This window comes from Yoonia sp. MH D7 (genome assembly GCF_054439475.1).
Genome location: NZ_JBTJCF010000001.1, coordinates 3,036,861 through 3,056,499, shown reverse-complemented (window position 1 = coordinate 3,056,499; position 19,639 = coordinate 3,036,861). Strand labels below are relative to the sequence as shown.

The 19,639-nt window shown below is 56.3% G+C and carries 21 protein-coding genes; 9 read left to right on the top strand and 12 right to left on the bottom strand.

The genetic code is table 11. From position 1 onward, the window contains the following. Positions 1-7: 7 nt before the first annotated feature. From truB to rbfA, 3 genes are read right to left on the bottom strand one after another with little or no spacing between them, the layout of a single operon-like run. A complete protein-coding gene (truB, locus tag ACXLHR_RS15215; protein ID WP_458792231.1) occupies positions 8-919 on the bottom strand; it encodes a tRNA pseudouridine(55) synthase TruB in 912 nt (303 codons plus the stop codon). Between the two features lie 57 nt (positions 920-976). Next, the gene (locus ACXLHR_RS15210; protein WP_458792230.1) at positions 977-1,693 is read right to left on the bottom strand and encodes a phosphodiester glycosidase family protein; all 717 of its coding nucleotides are present in this window, start codon (positions 1,691-1,693) and stop codon (positions 977-979) included. Continuing rightward, on the bottom strand, positions 1,690-2,085 hold the full coding sequence (rbfA, locus tag ACXLHR_RS15205) for a 30S ribosome-binding factor RbfA (RefSeq protein WP_458792229.1): 396 nt from the start codon (positions 2,083-2,085) through the stop codon (positions 1,690-1,692). The genes ACXLHR_RS15210 and rbfA overlap by 4 nt, the downstream gene beginning before the upstream one ends. A 126-nt stretch (positions 2,086-2,211) precedes the next feature. On the opposite strand from rbfA, the gene ACXLHR_RS15200 reads away from it, so the two are divergent. The 6 genes from ACXLHR_RS15200 to pnp all read left to right on the top strand — a co-directional run bounded on the left by ACXLHR_RS15200 (position 2,212) and on the right by pnp (position 8,591). After that, positions 2,212-3,123 carry a DMT family transporter gene (locus ACXLHR_RS15200; protein WP_458792228.1) on the top strand — a complete coding sequence of 304 codons (912 nt, stop codon included), beginning with the start codon at positions 2,212-2,214 and terminating at the stop codon, positions 3,121-3,123. A 93-nt stretch (positions 3,124-3,216) separates the two neighbouring features. Beyond that, positions 3,217-4,026 (top strand): 4-hydroxy-tetrahydrodipicolinate reductase, encoded by an 810-nt coding sequence (dapB, locus tag ACXLHR_RS15195; protein ID WP_458792227.1) that lies wholly within the window; start codon positions 3,217-3,219, stop codon positions 4,024-4,026. A gap of 15 nt (positions 4,027-4,041) precedes the next feature. Next, positions 4,042-4,737: a YoaK family protein gene (locus ACXLHR_RS15190; RefSeq protein WP_458792226.1), complete on the top strand. Its 696-nt coding sequence runs from the start codon at positions 4,042-4,044 to the stop codon at positions 4,735-4,737. Between the two features lie 85 nt (positions 4,738-4,822). Beyond that, complete coding sequence (locus ACXLHR_RS15185; RefSeq protein ID WP_458792225.1) at positions 4,823-5,104, top strand: Dabb family protein; 282 nt, start codon at positions 4,823-4,825, stop codon at positions 5,102-5,104. Positions 5,105-5,114: 10 nt separating this feature from the next. Then, complete coding sequence (locus tag ACXLHR_RS15180; protein ID WP_458792224.1) at positions 5,115-6,230, top strand: aminodeoxychorismate synthase component I; 1,116 nt, start codon at positions 5,115-5,117, stop codon at positions 6,228-6,230. 225 nt (positions 6,231-6,455) lie between these two features. Further along, on the top strand, positions 6,456-8,591 hold the full coding sequence (pnp, locus tag ACXLHR_RS15175) for a polyribonucleotide nucleotidyltransferase (RefSeq protein WP_458792223.1): 2,136 nt from the start codon (positions 6,456-6,458) through the stop codon (positions 8,589-8,591). A 98-nt stretch (positions 8,592-8,689) separates the two neighbouring features. On the opposite strand, the gene ACXLHR_RS15170 is transcribed toward pnp, so the two are convergent. From ACXLHR_RS15170 to mutY, 4 genes are all read right to left on the bottom strand, one after another. Continuing rightward, positions 8,690-9,586 carry a hypothetical protein gene (locus ACXLHR_RS15170; RefSeq protein ID WP_458792222.1) on the bottom strand — a complete coding sequence of 299 codons (897 nt, stop codon included), beginning with the start codon at positions 9,584-9,586 and terminating at the stop codon, positions 8,690-8,692. 93 nt (positions 9,587-9,679) lie between these two features. Beyond that, positions 9,680-10,126: a hypothetical protein gene (locus ACXLHR_RS15165; protein WP_458792221.1), complete on the bottom strand. Its 447-nt coding sequence runs from the start codon at positions 10,124-10,126 to the stop codon at positions 9,680-9,682. 293 nt (positions 10,127-10,419) lie between these two features. Continuing rightward, a complete protein-coding gene (locus ACXLHR_RS15160) occupies positions 10,420-11,553 on the bottom strand; it encodes an alkane 1-monooxygenase (RefSeq protein WP_458792565.1) in 1,134 nt (377 codons plus the stop codon). A 58-nt stretch (positions 11,554-11,611) separates the two neighbouring features. Then, positions 11,612-12,664: an A/G-specific adenine glycosylase gene (mutY, locus tag ACXLHR_RS15155; protein WP_458792220.1), complete on the bottom strand. Its 1,053-nt coding sequence runs from the start codon at positions 12,662-12,664 to the stop codon at positions 11,612-11,614. A gap of 68 nt (positions 12,665-12,732) precedes the next feature. On the opposite strand from mutY, the gene ACXLHR_RS15150 reads away from it, so the two are divergent. From ACXLHR_RS15150 to ACXLHR_RS15140, 3 genes are read left to right on the top strand one after another with little or no spacing between them, the layout of a single operon-like run. Then, positions 12,733-13,242 carry a DUF721 domain-containing protein gene (locus ACXLHR_RS15150; protein WP_458792219.1) on the top strand — a complete coding sequence of 170 codons (510 nt, stop codon included), beginning with the start codon at positions 12,733-12,735 and terminating at the stop codon, positions 13,240-13,242. Between the two features lie 18 nt (positions 13,243-13,260). Further along, complete coding sequence (locus ACXLHR_RS15145) at positions 13,261-13,920, top strand: DsbA family protein (RefSeq protein WP_458792218.1); 660 nt, start codon at positions 13,261-13,263, stop codon at positions 13,918-13,920. Continuing rightward, positions 13,920-15,032 (top strand): CaiB/BaiF CoA transferase family protein, encoded by a 1,113-nt coding sequence (locus tag ACXLHR_RS15140; RefSeq protein ID WP_458792217.1) that lies wholly within the window; start codon positions 13,920-13,922, stop codon positions 15,030-15,032. The genes ACXLHR_RS15145 and ACXLHR_RS15140 overlap by 1 nt, the downstream gene beginning before the upstream one ends. Here the strand turns inward: ACXLHR_RS15140 and lpxK are convergent. From lpxK to ACXLHR_RS15115, 5 genes are all read right to left on the bottom strand, one after another. Next, positions 15,014-15,985, bottom strand: a complete 972-nt coding sequence (lpxK, locus tag ACXLHR_RS15135; RefSeq protein ID WP_458792216.1) for a tetraacyldisaccharide 4'-kinase — start codon at positions 15,983-15,985, stop codon at positions 15,014-15,016. The two genes, ACXLHR_RS15140 and lpxK, sit on opposite strands and share 19 nt — an antisense overlap. Further along, the gene (locus tag ACXLHR_RS15130; RefSeq protein WP_458792215.1) at positions 15,985-17,172 is read right to left on the bottom strand and encodes a 3-deoxy-D-manno-octulosonic acid transferase; all 1,188 of its coding nucleotides are present in this window, start codon (positions 17,170-17,172) and stop codon (positions 15,985-15,987) included. The genes lpxK and ACXLHR_RS15130 overlap by 1 nt, the downstream gene beginning before the upstream one ends. A gap of 7 nt (positions 17,173-17,179) precedes the next feature. Continuing rightward, on the bottom strand, positions 17,180-17,425 hold the full coding sequence (locus ACXLHR_RS15125; RefSeq protein ID WP_458792214.1) for a DUF4170 domain-containing protein: 246 nt from the start codon (positions 17,423-17,425) through the stop codon (positions 17,180-17,182). Positions 17,426-17,487: 62 nt separating this feature from the next. Continuing rightward, entirely contained in the window at positions 17,488-18,261 is a 774-nt protein-coding gene (locus ACXLHR_RS15120; protein WP_458792213.1) for a 3'(2'),5'-bisphosphate nucleotidase CysQ, read from the bottom strand. Next, the gene (locus ACXLHR_RS15115; protein ID WP_458792212.1) at positions 18,248-19,594 is read right to left on the bottom strand and encodes a TldD/PmbA family protein; all 1,347 of its coding nucleotides are present in this window, start codon (positions 19,592-19,594) and stop codon (positions 18,248-18,250) included. The genes ACXLHR_RS15120 and ACXLHR_RS15115 overlap by 14 nt, the downstream gene beginning before the upstream one ends. Positions 19,595-19,639 lie beyond the last annotated feature (45 nt).

Sequence of the window (19,639 nt, the reverse complement as noted above, 5' to 3'; positions counted from 1 at the left end):
TGCCCCATCAATCGGGCCGCACAAAAACACGACTCGGATGCAGTTCACCGCTGCGATAATTACCGACAGCAACGGCCTGCCCATCATGGCTGGCCCAAACTTCTTGATCGTAATCCAAGCCACTGGCGAATACGGTTGCAGCATTACCATTGCGCAGCTTTGTCAGGCTCGATGCCGGGCAAGTCACCTGCTCCAGATCAGCCAAACCAACCTCAAGCGGCAAAATAAATCCGTCTAATTCAGGGGTTTTAGCCAATGCGTCGACCCGATCCAGCGTCACACCATCCTTGACGTCAAACGGACCTGACCAAATGCGGCGCAATTGCAAAACATGTCCATAACACCCAAGCGCCGCGCCAAGATCGCGGGCAATCGCACGGACATAACCACCCTTGCCGCAGGTCATTTCCAATTCAACGTGATCGGCATCGGGGCGCCCAATCAGCAATAGCTCTTCCACCCACAACTCGCGGGCGGCAAGGTCCATTTCCTCGCCTTCGCGGGCTTTCTTATAGGCGCGCACCCCGTCGATTTTCACAGCCGAGAACTGCGGCGGGACCTGCATGACATCGCCTACAAACGCGCCCAGCGCGGCCTTAATCTCATCGTCTGTCGGGCGCAGATCAGAGCTCGAAATCACTTCGCCTTCGGCATCGTCAGTATTTGTTGCCTGCCCCAGACGCACCGTAAATGTGTAACATTTAAGCGCGTCAGTGATGTAAGGCACCGTCTTCGTCGCCTCGCCAAGTGCAATCGCCAAAACGCCCGTCGCTTCGGGATCAAGGGTGCCTGCATGGCCCGCCTTCTTGGCGTCCAGCGCCCATTTCACCTTATTCACCACAGATGTCGACGTGATGCCCGCAGGTTTATCAATCACTAACCAACCCGATAAATCGCGGCCTTTGCGTTTACGTCCCATATGTCACCTAAATTCTCTATTTGCAGGGCAGCTATCCGCGCCTGCACGCCGCGTCAACTATTCGACCACGCCGACAATCGGCCCCAGACGAAACCCCAGATCAGAACGCCCCATCGCAGGCGCGTGTAAACGCGAGACCTTACCATCAAAATATAGCGCATTTGGAAGGTTCAGAACCTCCCGAAACAAACTGCCGAATTCGTAAAATGAGACCAGACTATTCGAGATCACAAACACCGCTGTTTGCCCGTCGCTGCTGGCGCCAACCCCGTTGCGAATAAAGCGCGAGGTGCTGCTTTTCAAAAACCGTGGATGCAGCGCACCGTCAATCACCAACATCGGACCGGACTGTGTCGCGTCGCGGCAGACGGGGTCTTCGTCAAGAAACCGCAGCGTCTCGTAGACCTGCGCGTTATCGTCATTCACGCAAAACACACCATTAGGCAGCAACCCGAAATTGCCCGGACCCGCATTGGGCACCACATGCATGACCTCAACGCCGTCCTGCACATAATGACCTACAGGAGCACGGTCCGCATGATACATGCCGGCATTCATGGCAAACGACAGTTCTTTATCGCCCAGCACACCATTCACATTTGCGAAATTGCCCAAGATATTGCCGTCCGCATCCCGCAAGAACAGACGCAAATCCTCGGTCGCGACATCAACAGTGCAGGCCGTGAACTTATTGCCTTTAGACGTGATACTTTCGCATGTCACCGCTGCTGCGGGACTGGTCCAGATCAACGCCAGTAAGGCAACCCACTTCACTCGTCCAAGTCCTGCTTTACATGATTCTCGGCCAATAGCGCTGCGGTGGCATCCATCTGATCAAAGGTGCCGTCGATCTCGAACCGCAATTCAGGAGCGTGTTTGATTCTACCGCCCTTCACCACCAGATGCCTGATCTCGTGACGGTTCTGACGCAGCGCCAATAACGCCTCGTTCTTTTGCTCGCCACCCAAAGGCAGCACAAACGCCGTCGCAATCCGCAAGTCAGGCGACATGCGCACCTCGCCCACGGTAATCATGTAGCGTGACAACTCTGGGTCATGCACTTCGCCACGCTGCAAAATCGCGGACAGATCCCTGCGGATCATCTCCCCGACCTTCAACATACGCTGCGTGGGCGCGCGCCCGTCTCTTGATGTATTTTTAGCCATAAACGTCATGTAATGCGTCATAGTGACTTTGCCAAGCAGCGAACATTGCGATCTTTGGCGGTGCGACTATACGTTGACGCAGATGCACGCACACCCGCCGTTGCACTCTGTAGCATCGGACACAGCATGACTTCTGACACCACCTCACGCGACAACCTGCACGGCAGCCTGTGGATGATCGTGGCAATGGCCATCTTTGCCGTCGAAGACACGCTGGTCAAAGCGGTCTCGGTGACGCTGCCGGTCGGTCAGATCATGATCCTGTTCGGGGGTATAGGTGCTGCAATTTTCGCATTCATCGCACGGGCAAAAGGTGAGGCGATCCTCAACCCTGACGTGCTGTCGAAACCCATGCGTATTCGGGTCTGTTTCGAGGTTTTCGGGCGGCTGTTCTATTTTCTCGCCCTCGCGCTGATCCCGCTCTCGGCAGCCACCGTGATCTTGCAAGCCACACCGCTTGTTGTCGTCGCAGGGGCCGCCATCGTGTTCGGCGAAAAAGTCGGCTGGCGGCGCTGGACGGCAATCTTTATCGGGCTCGCAGGGGTGCTGACAATCATCCAGCCGGGCGCGGACAGCTTTTCGCCGCTCTCGATCCTCGCGGTCATCGGCATGTTGGGTTTCGCGGGGCGCGACCTCGCCAGCCGCGCCGCGCCAAAATCACTTAGCGCGACACTGCTTGGCATCTACGGCTTTCTTGCCGTGCTCGTCGCAGGCACTGCATTTGCAATATGGGAAGGGGCCGCCTTTGTGATGCCCGACGCAAAAACCAGCCTAACACTGCTTGGCGCAATTATCGCGGGGGTCACGGCCTACACCTGCCTGATGACCGCGATGCGCACCGGCGAAGTCGCAACCGTCACGCCGTTCCGCTACACACGGCTGATCTTTGGCATCGCCCTTGGCGTTCTGGTCTTTGGCGAAGAAATCAGCGCCGCCATGGTCACAGGCTCCGCACTGATTGTACTGTCAGGATTGTTCATCCTTTGGCAGTCAAATCGCACCAGGCGCTTAATGCGTCAAAACACGCCAACACTTTAGAGGCATCGATCAACGCGGCGCTCCACACCTGACACCTGTTCCCCCGCAGCGTTCCTGCCTATAAGCACAAGCAACACAAAACAGGAGCGCCCCATGACCAACACACCCGGAATCGTAATCACTGGCGGCTCTGGCCGTATGGGGCAAATGTTGATCAAGACGGTGATGGCCTCGGACAAATGCCACCTTGCAGGGGTGCTGGAACGGACCGGACACGCGTGGGTCGGTCAGGATGCGGGCACAGCCATGGGCGGACCTGCGATAGGCATCACGGTCAGCGACGACGCGCTAGCGATGTTCGCAAAGGCCCAAGCCGTGATCGATTTCACCGCCCCTGCCGCCACCGTCGACTTTGCAGGGCTCGCCGCCCAAGCACGCGCAGTGCATGTGATCGGCACCACGGGGCTATCGGACGGCGATCTGAATGCGATCAATCTCGCGGCGCATCACGCCGTCATTGTGCGGGCGGGCAATATGTCGCTTGGCGTGAACCTGTTGGTCAAACTCACCCAAAAAGTCGCCGCCGCCCTCGACGAGGATTTTGATATCGAAATCATCGAGGCGCATCACAACCAAAAAGTCGACGCGCCGTCAGGCACTGCGCTGATGCTTGGTGAAGCAGCTGCAAAAGGGCGCGGTGTGACCCTGTCTGACGTGACTGATAGCGGACGAGACGGAATAACAGGCGCACGCAAACGCGGCGACATCGGGTTCGCTGCCATCCGTGGCGGCGACATTGTGGGCGAACACGACGTGCTCTTTGCCGCAGCAGGCGAACGGATCACGTTACGCCACGCCGCCACCGACCGCGCCGTCTTTGCACGCGGCGCACTCAAGGCCGCACTGTGGGGCCAAGACAAATCCCCCGGCGAATACGACATGATGGACGTGCTTGGACTATAGGCAAAAGGAACCACCATGCTTATCAAGGTCGGCAACGCGCGCACCACAAATATTGATCTGGTTCTGGCGGGCTTGATGTCGTCGATTGCGGGCGCACTCAATGCCGTGGGCTTTCTCATCGCAGGCTCCTTTACGGCAAATATGACGGGCAATGTATCGGCCCTCGCAGACTACTTCGCAAACGGGGAAATCCTCATCTCACTGTCCTTTGCCGGACTGGTCGCTGCCTTTGTCTGCGGGGCGGGCGTCGCTGCACTCGCAATTCAAACCGGTGAACGACATCAGATCCGCGGCGTCTATGCGCTGGCGATTACCGCAGAGGCGATCATCCTGTTGCTGCTCGGCCTCACGCTTGGGCTGCTTTCGCCCACGACCCCAGAGATGTTTCTGGTGTTCGTCCTTAGCTTTGTGATGGGGCTTCAGAACGCAGTAACAACCATGATTTCACAAGCAAGGGTGCGGACCACACATGTCTCGGGCATGGCCACCGATATCGGCATAGAACTAGCGGCCATGTTAGGTGATACAAAGTCACGCACCGACGCGCTGCCCAAACTCAAACTCCATAGCCTGACACTGACCTGCTTTGCCGTAGGCGGTTTAGTCGGTGCGCTGTTGTTTCAATTCGTCGGAAGCTGGTTGTTCGTGATCGCGGCGGCCGTGTTACTGGTGATCGCGGTGCCAGAGGCACGGCGCGCGCATCATTCGTAAGAGTTGCGGCCCGCTTCCTTCCACCACCTTGCCTCGGCATTTCAGATATGATCTGACACGGGCAAAGTCGACGAAAGGCAACCGCATGACAATCCGGCACATCGTATTCTTTAGCGCCAAAGACAAAGCAGACATTCCCGCGATTTTGACAGGATTGCGCGAACTTGCAAAAATCCCCCATTCCGACGTGTTCGAAGTGCGCGAAAATATTAGGGGCGATGAATGGTCCCGCGAAGTCGACGTGATCGTTTACGGCGAATTCGCAAACGAAGCGGCCCTTGCCGCCTACAAAGCAGACCCGCTCTATGAACACACGACTTCTGTGGTAAAACCATTGCGCGACATGCGGATCGCGGCAGACTTCTAAGGAGCCACCTTTGGCCCAGCGCGTATATTTCGATAGCGGGCCTCAAGGCGACAGCCTGACATTTGCCGCGCCGCGCGAGATCATTCGCGCCGATACGCCCGATCAGATTGGCCCTGCACTCCGCAAAATGGAAGCAGCCAAGGCGGCGGGGTATTGGTTGGCGGGGGCTGCGTCCTACGAGTTGGGCTACACCGTCTCGCACAAACTGCACGACCTGATACCGCAGAACCGCGATGTTCCCCTGCTGCACTTTGGCGTTTTCGATGCGCCGGACATTGGCCAATGCATCACAGGCACAGGGGCCACCCTGACAGCGCCAATCCCCGTTTGGTCTATTGCCGACTACACCACCGCTTTTGATACCGTGAAACGCTACATCGCAGCGGGCGATATTTACCAAGCCAACCTGACATTTCCGCTAACCTGCAAACGCACAGGCACCCTTGATGCGCTTTACGCCGGATTGCAGGCAAAGCAGGCTGTGCCATTCGGGGCGCTCGTTGATCTTGGCGGCCCTGCCCTGCTATCGCGATCACCCGAATTGTTCTTTGCCATCGACGCCAAGCGGCAGATCACGGCGCGGCCCATGAAAGGAACCGCTGCACGCGGCGACACAGCCGACGCGGATCAGGCCCTCGCGAATTGGTTGCAAACGTCGGAAAAGAACCGCGCCGAAAATCTGATGATCGTGGACCTGTTGCGCAACGATATGAGCCGGATTTCCGACATCGGATCAGTAAAGGTCCCCGCACTTTTTGCCATCGAAACCTATGAAACCCTGCACCAAATGACCTCCACCATCACATCGACCCTGCAAGAAAACACCAGTCTGGGCGAAATCATCACCGCGCTGTTTCCTTGTGGATCAATCACGGGTGCCCCAAAAATCAGAGCCATGCAAATCATCCACGCGTTAGAGCCTGCACCGCGCGGGGCATACTGCGGTGCTATCGGCTGGATCGCACCAAACGGGGCGATGTCTTTCAACGTGGCGATCCGCACACTGACTTGTTTTGACGACAACACCGTGCGTTTGAACGTAGGCGGCGGGGTCGTTCACGACAGCATCGCCGCTGACGAATATGCCGAGGCTCTGCTCAAATCGCGTTACGCGCGCCTCGACTGAAACGCGTACGGCGCAACGTAAACCTCAAACAGGAAACCAGTTCCAAGCGAGCCAGCGTTTTCCCAGCCCCACGTCACAACACTTCCCAAACGCCAATAAATCCTGTATGGCCCAGCCATCTTGAGACGACAGGCGCCCGCATTCCAGCGCCAAGCAAGATACCGGAATGAGGGGGAATACGCCCCCTACGCAAAACTCGGGCCCAAGGTCCAAAGGAAAACATAGATGTTTAACGAAGTTAAAAAATCAATCCAGTGGGGCGAAGAGACGCTGACACTGGAAACAGGCAAAGTCGCCCGTCAAGCAGACGGTTCCGTGATTGCCACGCTTGGCGAAACAAGCGTCATGGCGAACGTGACATTTGCACGCAAGCAAAAGCCTGGTCAGGACTTCTTCCCCCTGACAGTGCACTACCAAGAAAAGTATTACGCTGCCGGTAAAGTACCAGGTGGCTTCTTCAAGCGTGAAGCGCGTCCAACTGAAAAAGAGACGCTGACATCCCGCCTGATCGACCGTCCAATCCGCCCATTGTTCGTCCCTGGCTTCAAAAACGAAGTTCTGGTGATGTGTACAGTTCTGTCGCACGATCTGGTTAACGACCCGGACATGGTTGCGATGATTGCGGCTTCCGCAGCACTGACAATTTCCGGCGCACCGTTCCGTGGCCCGATCGCTGCTTGCCGCGTTGGTTTTGTAGATGGCGAATACATCCTGAACCCTGAAATCGACGACATGCACAACCTGCGCTTGCAGCCAGAGCAGCGTCTCGACCTTGTTGTTGCCGGCACAAAAGACGCCGTAATGATGGTTGAATCCGAAGCATACGAGCTGTCCGAAGCTGAAATGCTTGGTGCGGTGAAATTCGCCCACGACAGCATCCAGCCAGTCATCGACCTGATCATTGATCTTGCCGAAGATTGCGCAAAAGAGCCGTTTGACTTCCAACCAGAAGATTACTCCGCGCTGTCCGCAGCCGTGAAGGCCGCTGGCGAAGACAAAATGCGTGCCGCTTATGCGATCACTGACAAGCAAGAGCGCACCGGTGCGGTTTCCACAGCAAAAGACGAAATCATCGCGTCTTTGACTGAAGAGCAGCAAGAAGACAAAAACCTTGGCCCAGCGCTTAAGGGTCTTGAGTCCGCTGTTCTGCGCGGCGACGTTGTGAAAAACGGCAAGCGTATCGACGGTCGTGCCCTCGATACTATCCGCCCAATCGTTTCCGAGACCGGCATCTTGCCACGTACACACGGTTCTGCCCTGTTCACACGCGGCGAGACTCAAGGTCTTGTTGTGACGACACTCGGCACCGGCGACGACGAACAGATGATCGACTCGCTCACTGGTATGTATAAGTCGAACTTCATGCTGCACTATAACTTCCCACCATACTCTGTTGGTGAAGTTGGTCGTGTGTCTGGCCCGGGTCGTCGTGAAATCGGTCACGGTAAACTGGCTTGGCGTGCGCTTCAGGCGGTTCTGCCAGCGGCAACTGATTTCCCATACACCATCCGTTTGGTGTCCGAGATCACTGAATCCAACGGCTCTTCCTCGATGGCATCTGTCTGCGGTGGCTCCTTGTCCATGATGGACGCTGGTGTGCCGTTGAAAGCGGCTGTTGCTGGTGTTGCAATGGGCTTGGTCATGGAAGACGATGGCCAGTACGCCATTCTGTCCGACATCCTTGGCGACGAAGATCACCTTGGCGACATGGACTTTAAAGTTGCTGGTACAGCTGCGGGCATCACGTCCTTGCAGATGGACATCAAGATCGCGGGCATCACGCCAGAGATCATGGAAAAAGCATTGGCACAGGCGAAAGCGGGCCGTTTGCACATCTTGGAAGAGATGAGCAAAGCTTTGACTGGCGCAAAAGATCTGGGCGTTCACGCACCAAAGATCGAGACAATGCAGATCCCGACTGACAAGATCCGTGAAGTTATCGGTTCTGGTGGTAAAGTGATCCGCGAGATCGTTGAAGTGTCCGGCGCAAAAGTCGACATCAACGACGATGGCGTGATCAAGCTGGCATCAAACGACGCCAATGCCATCAAGATCGCCTACGACATGATCTATTCCATCGTAGCCGAGCCAGAAGAAGGCAAAGTCTACAAAGGTAAAGTCGTGAAGCTCGTCGATTTCGGCGCATTCGTGAACTTCTTTGGCAAGCGCGACGGACTGGTCCACGTGTCCCAGATCGAAAACAAGCGCCTGAACCACCCTTCTGATGTCCTCAAAGAGGGTCAAGAAGTTTGGGTCAAGCTTCTGGGCTTTGACGATCGCGGCAAAGTACGTTTGTCGATGAAAGTGGTCGATCAGGACACTGGCGAAGAAGCGAAAAAAGAAGAAGGCGACGAGGAGTAAATCCTTAGTCATTCTTACGAAATCAGGCCTCGACGGAAACGTCGGGGCCTTTTTTATGCGTCACCGCGATAGTGTGAAACGACGAACGTAACGCGGCACTAATCCGGTATGCGCGCGATTTCGACGCAGTCCCGCAATGCCTCTGCCAATAACTCTTGCCCATAATCATTGATATGAATGTCATCCCGAAACGGGTTTTCACGTGCCGCAGACAGAGCCACACCAAAGTCGAGAACAGGAACACCCCGCGCATCAAATATGGCGTGGATGTTTTGGCTGTTTGATGTCGGGGCGATACCGATCTCATCACGTTCTTTGTGTTGTATAGCGCATAACTTAACACCCGCGTCTTCGGCACGATCTATAAAATCTGCTACTGAACCAGCCGCGCTAACGCGATCTGTCAGGTCCGGTGGGGACATTTTAGGCGCTGAACTTGCAAAAAAACGAGGTAAATACCGCGGCACATACCGCGCAATCCCTTCGGTCAGCGCCGAAAATGGCCGCTCAGTCGGGTGAGTTTGCGGGTCAAGCGGCGCAAAATTAGGCACGTCATACAGGTCATGCGAGCTGATCAAAATAACCAATGTGCCTGCACCCAGCAGTCCATACTCATCAATCCATGCGACCATGTTCTGCGGCCCCCAACTTCCGGCGCTCACGTTTCCATAAAAAATGCCAGCGTCAGTGGCAAGCGTGGTCGCGAGGTTGTTATGGTCCGATAGATTGCCGCCATTCAACACGGAATCCCCAAATACAAGCACGCGGCGCGGTTGGGGCACCTGATCCATCGGACCACTTCGCATCCCGTATTCGTTATAAACTTGGTAATTCCCGAAACGGTACAGATTTTGGTCTGGCGCGAACATGTATTCAATCGTCGGATGCGCCACAGAAAGCGGCGGGGTGCCGAGACCTAAAAAATACCTTGCCCCGACCTCTGCGCCGGCCACGACAGAAACTGCCAAGCCTAGAATAATAAATTTACGCTTCAAAACAGACCCCGAATATAGTGCCGAACAACTTTTGCGGACCTCGTTGATACCGACACTATCGCAGAGGCCATGATAAAAAAGAAACCTGCCGTGTTACCCATCCAACGTCTTTGTCGCCGCAACCTTTGGCACACAAAACCCCATCGCGATCCATGCGCCAAGTAGCTTCCTGAAAAACCGCAGGCTCTGCGACTTTGCGTTTGGCACATCATCCGGCAGCACCACACCGTCAGGCACATCCACGGCCATCGTTCGCATCTCGACGGGCGGGCGGTCATCGTCAGGCCAAAGCCCCGCGAAAATGCTTAACCAATGTCCATGGGCAAATTCCAGAAACATCGGCGTGTTGCAACAGCTCGCCACAACCCGTCTGGTCTTGGCCTCTGGCGACATCCTAAGCTCTCTAAGGTGATCCTGACCGCTGACAATCTGCGCGCGATCCTTGCGATACATCACATATGGCACCGTGCCGAATTCAGTCAAAATCTGCGGCGCGCCGTCCCGCATTTGAATGATCTCGGCCACCGTGCGGCACGACACGCAACAACACTCAACACTCGCAATTGGCGCCCCTATGATTTCCAGACACGTTTGGCCGCAGGCACATCTCAACTGCATCGCTCACCCGACCTAGATTAAAACTACATTTGCCATACGCAAAGAATACGCATGGAAGACGCGAAAAAGACATCACTATTGATGCATATTAGACCTTCGATGAACACACTTGGAATTTCGTATCATCATCAAACTTGCGATCTTTGGCGACATGTTCTGCGAAGGCGGAAACGGCGAAGAAAAAGGCACCGCAGGCTTGAACGTGCGCTGACGCTCTATCTAGGCAACGGCAGGGTCCCGTCTTTGTATGGGGCCCAATCGGTGATTTCGGGATAATACATCGCGCGCCATTTGCGCACACGCGGGTTCATCATGCGCCGCCACAGGGTTGGTGACAGCGCCGCAAGTGTCATCAATGGATAGCCGTATGGCAATTGCGGTGCGTCGGCGGCGCTATGGTTTTGCAAAAGCGGAAACCGCCTGTCCGGCTTGTAATGATGATCGGAATGGCGCTGTAAATTGATAAGTAGCCAATTGGATGCGCGGTAAGCGGTGTTCCACGAGTGGCGCGGCATGACGTGCTCGTATTTGCCATCCCCCAAGTGTTTGCGGGTCAACCCGTAATGCTCGATATAATTCACCAGCTCCAACTGAAAAATCGCGCTCGTCGCTTGAACTGTGAACAGAAATAGCCCCCACCATCCGCCAATCACAAAGGCCAGAATGAGCATAAATCCCTGTAACGCCCAATATTTCCAAAACGGATTGGAAGAGTGGCTCCACGACAGGTTTTTACGCGCAAGCATCGCTTTTTCAGCGCGGAAAGACGACAGATAGCTTTGACGCAAAACACGCGGCAGGAACCGCCAGAACCCTTCACTATAACGCGCGGTCACAGGGTCGCGCGGCGTGCCGACATAGCGGTGATGCACCAACATATGCTCGGACCGGAAATGCGAGTATAGAACCATCGCCAGTAAAACATCACCCAAATGCCGCTCCAGCTTTGGTTTTTGATGCATCAACTCGTGGCTATAATTGATCCCGATTGTGCCACTAATCACCCCAAGGCCAATGAATAAGACATATTGTTCCCACCCATTTAAATGGTTCGCGCGGGTCACATAAAAAATCATCCCGAAAATCACGACGAACTGCACGGGCGCCCAAATCATCGTGATAACGCGATACCAATATAGTTGATCATCGGTCGTGTTGGTATCCGCGTTAGCCTCGTTTAGCCCCGTGAAATAGTCGATTACAGAAAACAAATACCACGCACTTAATGGCAAAATCAGCACCATCCAGCCGCCGAAAGCAGCACTGATTGCTACCAGTGGCACCAGCAAAAGCGATAACCAGAACGGCAACGCGGATGAGAATTTGGCGATTTTTTCGCTTGGAATCAGTGTCATATATTTACCTACCAACAAATTACGGCAACCCTATGAAAAATGGATGAATATCTCAATCATGGCGTAGCGTCGCGGCTATTTGCGCGTGGACTTTGCGCATTGCGGTGGGCAGGCTCTTGGGGTCAAAACCGGTGTCTGCGACAAAAAACCCGCGCAAAGGTTCAGCGTCGTTTGTGACCGTAACCGTTTGAATCGTCAGCTCTAAATGAAAATGCGTGAACGTATGGCGCGCCACGTCATTTAGCGTTGTCCAAGACCCATCCAGCGGCGGATCAGCCTGCGGATCGTCACCCCAATCCGTCGTTGGAAACCCCAGCATCCCCCCCAAAAGCCCTTTTTCGGGTCTGGTTTCCAACAGCCATGCCCCATCCGCGCGCCGCGCAACATAGGCCACACCATACCGCGTCGGCACTTTTTTCTTTGGGGTTTTCTTGGGCAATCCCGCCGCCGTGCCAGCCATACGCGCCGCACAGGGATCACGCCACGGACAGATGCCGCAGGCCGGATTGCGCGGCGTGCAGATCGTGGCACCCAGATCCATGACGGCTTGCGCATAGTCGCCCGCACGTTTGTCAGGCGTGAGCATCGCCGCATAGGCCGTCAGCGCAGGTTTGCTACCGGGTAGCGGATCATGCACATCATAAAGCCGCGCCATAACCCGTTCAACATTGCCATCCACAACCACAGACGGCTGATCAAACGCGATGGATGAAACCGCCGCCGCAGTATACGGCCCGATCCCCGGAAGTGTGAGAAGTGCGTCATTGGTACGTGGAAACGCGCCGTCATGATCCGCCACGACCGCACGGGCGCATTTCAGCAAATTCCGCGCGCGGGCATAATACCCCAGACCCGCCCAAGCGGCCATCACATCCGCATCTGCAGCGGCGGCAAGGTCGGCAACAGTCGGCCAAAGCCCCATAAACTTATCATGATACGCACGCACGGCAGCCACCGTTGTTTGCTGCAACATCACCTCTGACAACCATACCGCGTAGGGGTCGGGCAACTGCCCCGATTTGCGCGCAGCCGGGCCAACACGCCACGGCATTTCGCGGGCATGCACATCGTACCATTCTAAAATTGCTTCAGACAGATCACGCAATGTTTATTCATCCTGTTACCTAGTTTCGCTGGCATGACAGCCGCAAACCATTAGATTAGCGCTTAGATATGAAACAGCCACGTCACACCAGCACCACCCGCGGATTTTCCCGTGCAGCGTCCTTGATGCAGACCCGCATCAGAACGGCTTCTGAAAGCCGTGGCTTTGCCGTGACCCGCCTTTTGACCCACTGGTCCGAGATCGTGGGCGAGGCAACGGCGAACATCGCGACCCCCGTAAAGGTGGGCTATGGTAAGGGCGGCTTGGGTGCGACATTGACCGTTCTGACCACAGGCGCACAGGCACCGATGCTCGAAATGCAAAAAGAACAGATCCGCGAGAAAGTGAATGCCTGCTATGGGTATAAGGCGATTGCCGCCGTGCGGATCACACAAACCGCGCCCGTTGGTTTCCATGAAGGACGCGCCAATTTCAACGCTCCTCCCGCACAACCCAAACAACCCGATCCAGCGATCCAGGCGATCTCTGATGATCTCTCCCGTGATGTGAAAAGCGACGATTTGCGTGCGGCCCTCGCGGCCTTGGGCGCAAACGTGCTTTCCAAAGCTAAATCCTGAACAGACAAAGGAATTCCAATGCAACGTAGAAACTTTATTCTTGGTGGCGTAGCCGTATTCGGCCTTGGCGGTTATATGCTAACGCGTAGTCCGTCGGGCGATTTTGAACCACTGATGGCCGCGAACGCGCAAGAGGCGACTGGCGAGATTTCCGAGATTGCGGATATGGTTTTGGGTGCCGCTGACGCGCCTGTCGAGATCATTGAATACGCCTCGTTCACCTGCCCGCACTGCGCGTCGTTCCACACCGATACGTTCCAAAAATTGAAAGCCGACTACATTGATACCGGCAAAGTGCGGTTCATCCACCGCGAAATCTTTTTCGACCGCTTTGGTCTGTGGGCGTCGATGATTGCGCGGTGCGGCGGTGAAATGCGCTACTATGGCTTGATCGGTCTGATATATGAAAAGCAACGTGAATGGACCGCAAGCGGTGATCCGGCAACCATCGTCGCTGACTTGCGTAAACTGGCAAAAACGGCGGGCTTGACCGACGAAATGCTCGACGAATGTATGAACGATGCCGATATGGCGCAAAGCCTTGTTGCTTGGTTCGAGGAAAATTCAAAGCGGGATGATATTAGCTCGACCCCGTCATTCATGATCGACGGCGAGAAGTATTCCAACATGGCTTATTCCGAGTTTCAAAAGATCATCGACGAAAAGATTGGCGGCTAATGCAGCCTCTCAGCGGTCTTAAAGTCATCGAGTTGGCGCGTATTCTGGCTGGCCCTTGGGCTGGTCAGACGCTGGCCGATATGGGGGCCGAGGTTCTAAAAATCGAGGCCCCCGCAGGTGACGATACACGCCAATGGGGGCCGCCGTTTATCGCACGCGAGGGCGACCGTTCCGCCGCCTATTTCCATAGCTGCAATCGGGGTAAGAAGTCGGTTGTCATCGACTTTCGCACCCCTGAAGGTCTGGTCCAACTGCGCAAGTTGATTGCAGATGCGGATATTCTAATCGAGAATTTCAAAGTCGGTGGCTTGGCAAAATACGGTTTGGATTATGACAGTCTCGCCGCGCTGAACCCCCGCCTGATTTACTGCTCGATCACGGGATTTGGACAAACCGGCCCCTATGCGCACCGCGCCGGTTACGACTATATCATCCAAGGTATGTCGGGGCTGATGTCGGTTACCGGCGAACCGGACGGACAACCACAAAAAGTCGGCGTCGCGGTCGTGGATCTGTTCAGCGGGCTTTATGCAAGCACCGCAATTCTGGCGGCTGTCCAGCAACGGCACACGACTGGCAAAGGACAACATATTGATATTGCCCTGTTTGACGTAGCGACGGCCGTTATGGCAAATCAGGGCATGAATTATCTGGCGACTGGCACGGCGCCGACGCGGTTGGGCAACGCGCATCCGAACATCGTGCCTTACGCGGTTTTTGACTGTGCGGACGGGTATATTATCATCGCCTCTGGCAATGACGGGCAATTCGGCAAGCTGTGTGATTTGCTTGATCTGGATGTGCGCGGGCAGTTTGCATCGAATGCCGATCGCTTGGAAAACCGTGACGCGCTGACCGTTCTTATAAAAGCGAAAACCGTAACTTGGACCAAGGCCGACCTGCTTGACGCTTGCGAGAAACATGGCGTGCCAGCAGGCCCTATCAACGATATGGCCGAGGTGTTTACCGATCCGCAAATCGTAGCGCGCGGTATGCGTGTTGATCTTGACGGGGTGCCCTCTGTGCGGTTGCCGGTTGTGTTTTCGGACACCGACAGTGTCACGCAAACCGCATCCCCAAAACTGGGCGAGCATCAGGATTTACTGGACTGAAACCCGATTTTGGCAAGTGCGGCATAGAGCGGTTGCGCATCATCAAAGGCCAGGCGCACCGGAAACGTCAGCACCTTAGCGCGAAAACTGTCGGGCAGGCGCACTGCGTCTTTTTCGGTCGTGACGAGTTGGGCGCGGCGTAACTTCGCTTCGGCCTCAAGACGCACCATCAACGCAGAGGTCAGCGGCTGGTGATCGCCCAAGGCCTCGCCGTGGATCACATTTGCGCCTGCCGCCCTCAGAGAGGCGAAAAACTTGGCTGGATTGCCGATGCCCGCAAAGGCCAGAACGGGCATATCCTGCCAGATCATCCCTGTTTTAAGTGGCATGAGATGACCGCGCATTGTGGCTTGCGGCACGTCGCCCGCCCCAATCGCCAGCACCAGATCGGCACGCGCAAGGCCAACATCAACAGGTTCGCGCAGCGGTCCAGCAGGGATAACCCGCGCGTTGCCAAACCCGCGCGCGGCATCAATGACTACGATATTCAAATCTTTGGCGACCGTCGGGTTCTGAAACCCGTCATCAAGAATAACCGCCTGCGCGCCCGCATCCACCGCGGCACGCACGCCAGCAGCACGATCTTTGGCGACCCATGTGGGGTGAAAACCCGCCAGCAAAAGCGGTTCGTCGCCAGTTTCGCTCGCTTTATGAACGCTGTCTTGCACCTGCACAGGGCCAGTCAATGACCCGCCGTACCCGCGACTGACGAAATGCACGCACACATCCATCTCGGCCAAAATCTGGGCGACAGCAATGGCGGTTGGCGTTTTACCGGTGCCGCCTGCATTGATATTGCCAATGCAGATCACCGGAACGGGCGCGCGGTAGGGCGTGCCCTTTGCCAATCGCCGCGCCGTGGCCGCCGCATAAATTGCAGCCAAAGGCGCAAGCAGCCGCGCTATCAGGCGGGGTTTATCCGGGGCGGTGAACCAGAAATCGGGCGCGCGCATCAGGCATTCACCTGATCAAGATAAGTGTAAATCAATGTCACAAGTTCATTGGTCGCATCCGCCCCGCGCGATGTCACGTCCCACGCAGCGTGGGCCAGTTGGGCGGCATAATCAGCAGACAAAAGCATCTCGACTGCGGCGCCCAATGCGGCAGGTGCTGCGATCATGTGCAGCGCATTCGCTTTCCTTAACTGCGCCAGATGTGTGTGAAACTGGCGGGCTTTTGCCCCGACCAGAACCGCCGACCCAACCGTGGCAGGCGCAAACGGATCCGGAATTACGCCGTCCGTTAAACTGCCGCCCAGATAGGTGATCGGCGACAACCGGCACCACAGGCCCAGCCCGTCACCGGTATCGGCAATATATATTTGCGTGGCATCTTTTGGCGGATCATCGGTGGATCGACAGGCAACCGTGAACCCCGCTTCACGCAGGTTTTCGGCCATTTGCGCACCCTGCGATGCGACACGCGGAACCAACAACAAAAGCGTGCGGTGGGCGCGCCTTTCTGCAAGTCGGTGCGCTTCGGTGATATACCCCAGCTCGTCCATCGGCACATCAGCGGCCAGCCATAGCGGACGGGTGTGCAGGGTGCTGACAAGATCCGCGCGCTCTGCTTCGTTATGGGGCGGGGGCGTCACCCCGTCCTCCAACAGTCCGATAATGCGGATTTTTTTCGGATCCGCACCTAGCTTGACAAGCCGTTGAACGGTCGCCTGATTGACGGTCAGAATTTCCACAAAACTGGAAAGTGCAGCGCGCGGTCTGCGTGGCATCCGCGGCGCTTTTGGCGCATCAAAATCGGCGCTATTGGCCTCGATAAAAATCGCAGGGATCTTCGCAGAGGTAATTTCCAACAGCGGCGCCGCCTCAATGGTGCCACCCACCCACAGGACAATCCGGGGCCGAAAGTGGTCTAAAAACGCGCGGGTGCTGCGTTTTGTATTTGGGCTTATTTGCACGTCCGGTTCGCTTGCGTCAGGCAGGGTCGCGATGATCGTCACCACCTCGCCGTCCTCGGTCAGCCTGCGCGCCAGCATGTTCACCGCGGGTAATTGTTTAGCATCTGCGCAATGCGCCCAGACCACCGTGCCTTTCGGGCGCGGCCGCGTGTCGGGACCAACCATACCGCGCTCTGTCGGACTGACTGCTGCTTGCAGTGCGGCAAATAACGGCAAACGCGCCATGGCGGGTTTAGGAGCCGAGTTCTTCGGTCGAAGAGGCCGCGGCTTCTTCATCACGCAGGCGGTGGATATGCGCAATGAAATACCGCATATGTGCGTTATCCACGGTGCGCTGCGCGGCGCCTTTCCACGCATTATAGGCGCTGTCATAATCGGGGAACATGCCAACGATGTCGATATCGTTCACATCCTTAAACGCGTTTTTGGATGGATCAATCAGTTCGCCGCCAAAGACGAGGTGAAGTCGTTGTGTCATGTGAAACCCTTTTCAAAAAAGTTGTTGGTTTATGTTTATGCTATGTTGTTGAACGCCTGCGCTCAAGCGAGTTGCGCCAAAAGCGGTCCGTGTATACCGCCGCCGCCGATCAAACCGTCGATTTGGGGGTGCGGATTGTTGAACCGGATTGGGCTGCCTTTTTGAGTTGTTGCCATGCCGCCTGCCTCGGACAGGATCAACGCCCCCGCTGCTACGTCCCATTCCCAAGTTGGGCGCAAGGAAATCATCGCGTCAAACCGCCCCTGCGCGACAAGGCACAAACGATAGGCCAGCGACGAACGAAATGCGATTTTGCTATCGGGGAACTTTCCGTCGCGCCAATATTTCTTGTCGCGGCTCGCCTTGTTCGTCAGGATTTTGGCCTGCGAAAGCTGCGTGTTCTGCAAAGCGCGGATCGGTGCGTTGTTTAAAAAGGCGCCCTGCCCCAGTGCGGCCGTAAACATTAGATCGCGCATCGGCAGATAGACCGCCGCTGCGGTGACCTGCCCGCCACGCACAACGGCCAGTGAGTGGGACCAGTCTTTTGCGCCCGCGATAAACGCGCGTGTGCCGTCAATCGGATCGATCACAAATTGCGCCTCGGTGCCAAGGCGCGTGACGCTATCTTCGGATTCTTCTGACAGCCAGCCGTAGTCGGGGCGCGCAGAGGTCAACGTGTCTTGCAACATCACGTTAACCGCCAAATCGGCTGCGGTTACCGGACCACCATCATCAGCTTTTTCCCAGACTTCGGGGCTTTGTCCAAAGTAGCTGGTTGCAATGTCACCCGACCGCTGTGCGGCTTGCGTCAATAGCGCAAGGTCAGTCGCCAGCAAGGGTAAGCCCCTCGACCAATAGCGACGGCACAACGTGGCTTAGATGCGTCTGCGCGTCATTTGCGGGGGTGATCCGCATCAGCATATCGCGCAGATTTCCGGCAACGGTGCATTCGTTAATGGCGTGGGTAATCTCGCCGTTCTCGATCCAGAAACCAGACGCGCCACGCGAATAATCGCCGGTATTGGGGTTGATTGTGGACCCGATCATCGAGGTCACCAGCAACCCGGTGCCCATCTGCGCAATCAACTCTGCGCGGGTCTGGTCGCCTTGGGTCAAGGCGATGTTGCTCAGGCTTGGCGAGGGCGGCGCAGAGGTGCCGCGCGACGCGTTTGCGGTGCTTTTCATTCCCAGTTTACGCGCGTTTGCCAGATCAAGCGTCCAACCCGTCAACGCCCCATCATCAACAATCGCGCGGCGCGCGGTGGGTAATCCTTCGGCGTCAAACATGCGCGACGACGAGGTGCGCAAACGGTGCGGATCCTCGATGATCGACAGACCCTTTGGCAGAACCTGCTCGCCCAGCGCATCACGCAGCCAGCTAGAGCCACGCGCGATAGCCGCGCCATTGGTCGCCTGCAAAAGATGCCCGATCAGCGCAGTTGAAATGCGTTCATCAAACAGCACAGGATACGCGCCTGTCTTGGGTCGACGCGCACCGGTGCGTTCAACAGCGCGTGCCGCAGCTATACGGCCAATCTCGACAGGGTCACGCAATTCGTTTTGGAAAATGCGGCTATCATAATCGTAATCCCGCTCCATCGCGGACCCCGTGCCACTGATCGCAACACATGACAGCCCGCGACTGGTGCGGGTGTAGCCTGCGGAAAACCCGTTGCTGGCAGACATGTGGATCCGGTTTTTACTATAACCGGCAGAGGCGGATTGGACCTGCGAGATGCCCTTGTTTTCAAGTGCCGCCGCCTCGGCGCGGGCAGCGTGTTCTTGTAATTCGGCGGGGTCAGGTTCGGCACTGGGATCAAACAATTCCAGCCCGCTATTATCAGTCATTGCAGCCAGTTGGGACGGATCGGCAAGCCCGGCATAGGGATCATCGGGTGCCTCGCGGGCCATGGCCATTGCGCGATCGACCATCTGCGCCAGCGTATCAGGTTTGGTATCAGACGACGATACACAGGCCTGTTTTTGGCCGACCAGCAGGCGCAAACCTACCTCGACCCCTTCGGAGCGTTCGGCGTGTTCAAGCGCGCCAGCACGAACATCAATGGAAACAGAGGTGCCATCAACGGCGATGGCATCGGCGTGATCCGCGCCCGCACGGCGGGCCAGATCAAGCAGTTGTTGGGTCAGATCAGAAAGAGGCGTAGTCATAAGATATCCTTTGTTCCTCTTTCAGGTAGTCGCCCGCGTGGTCCT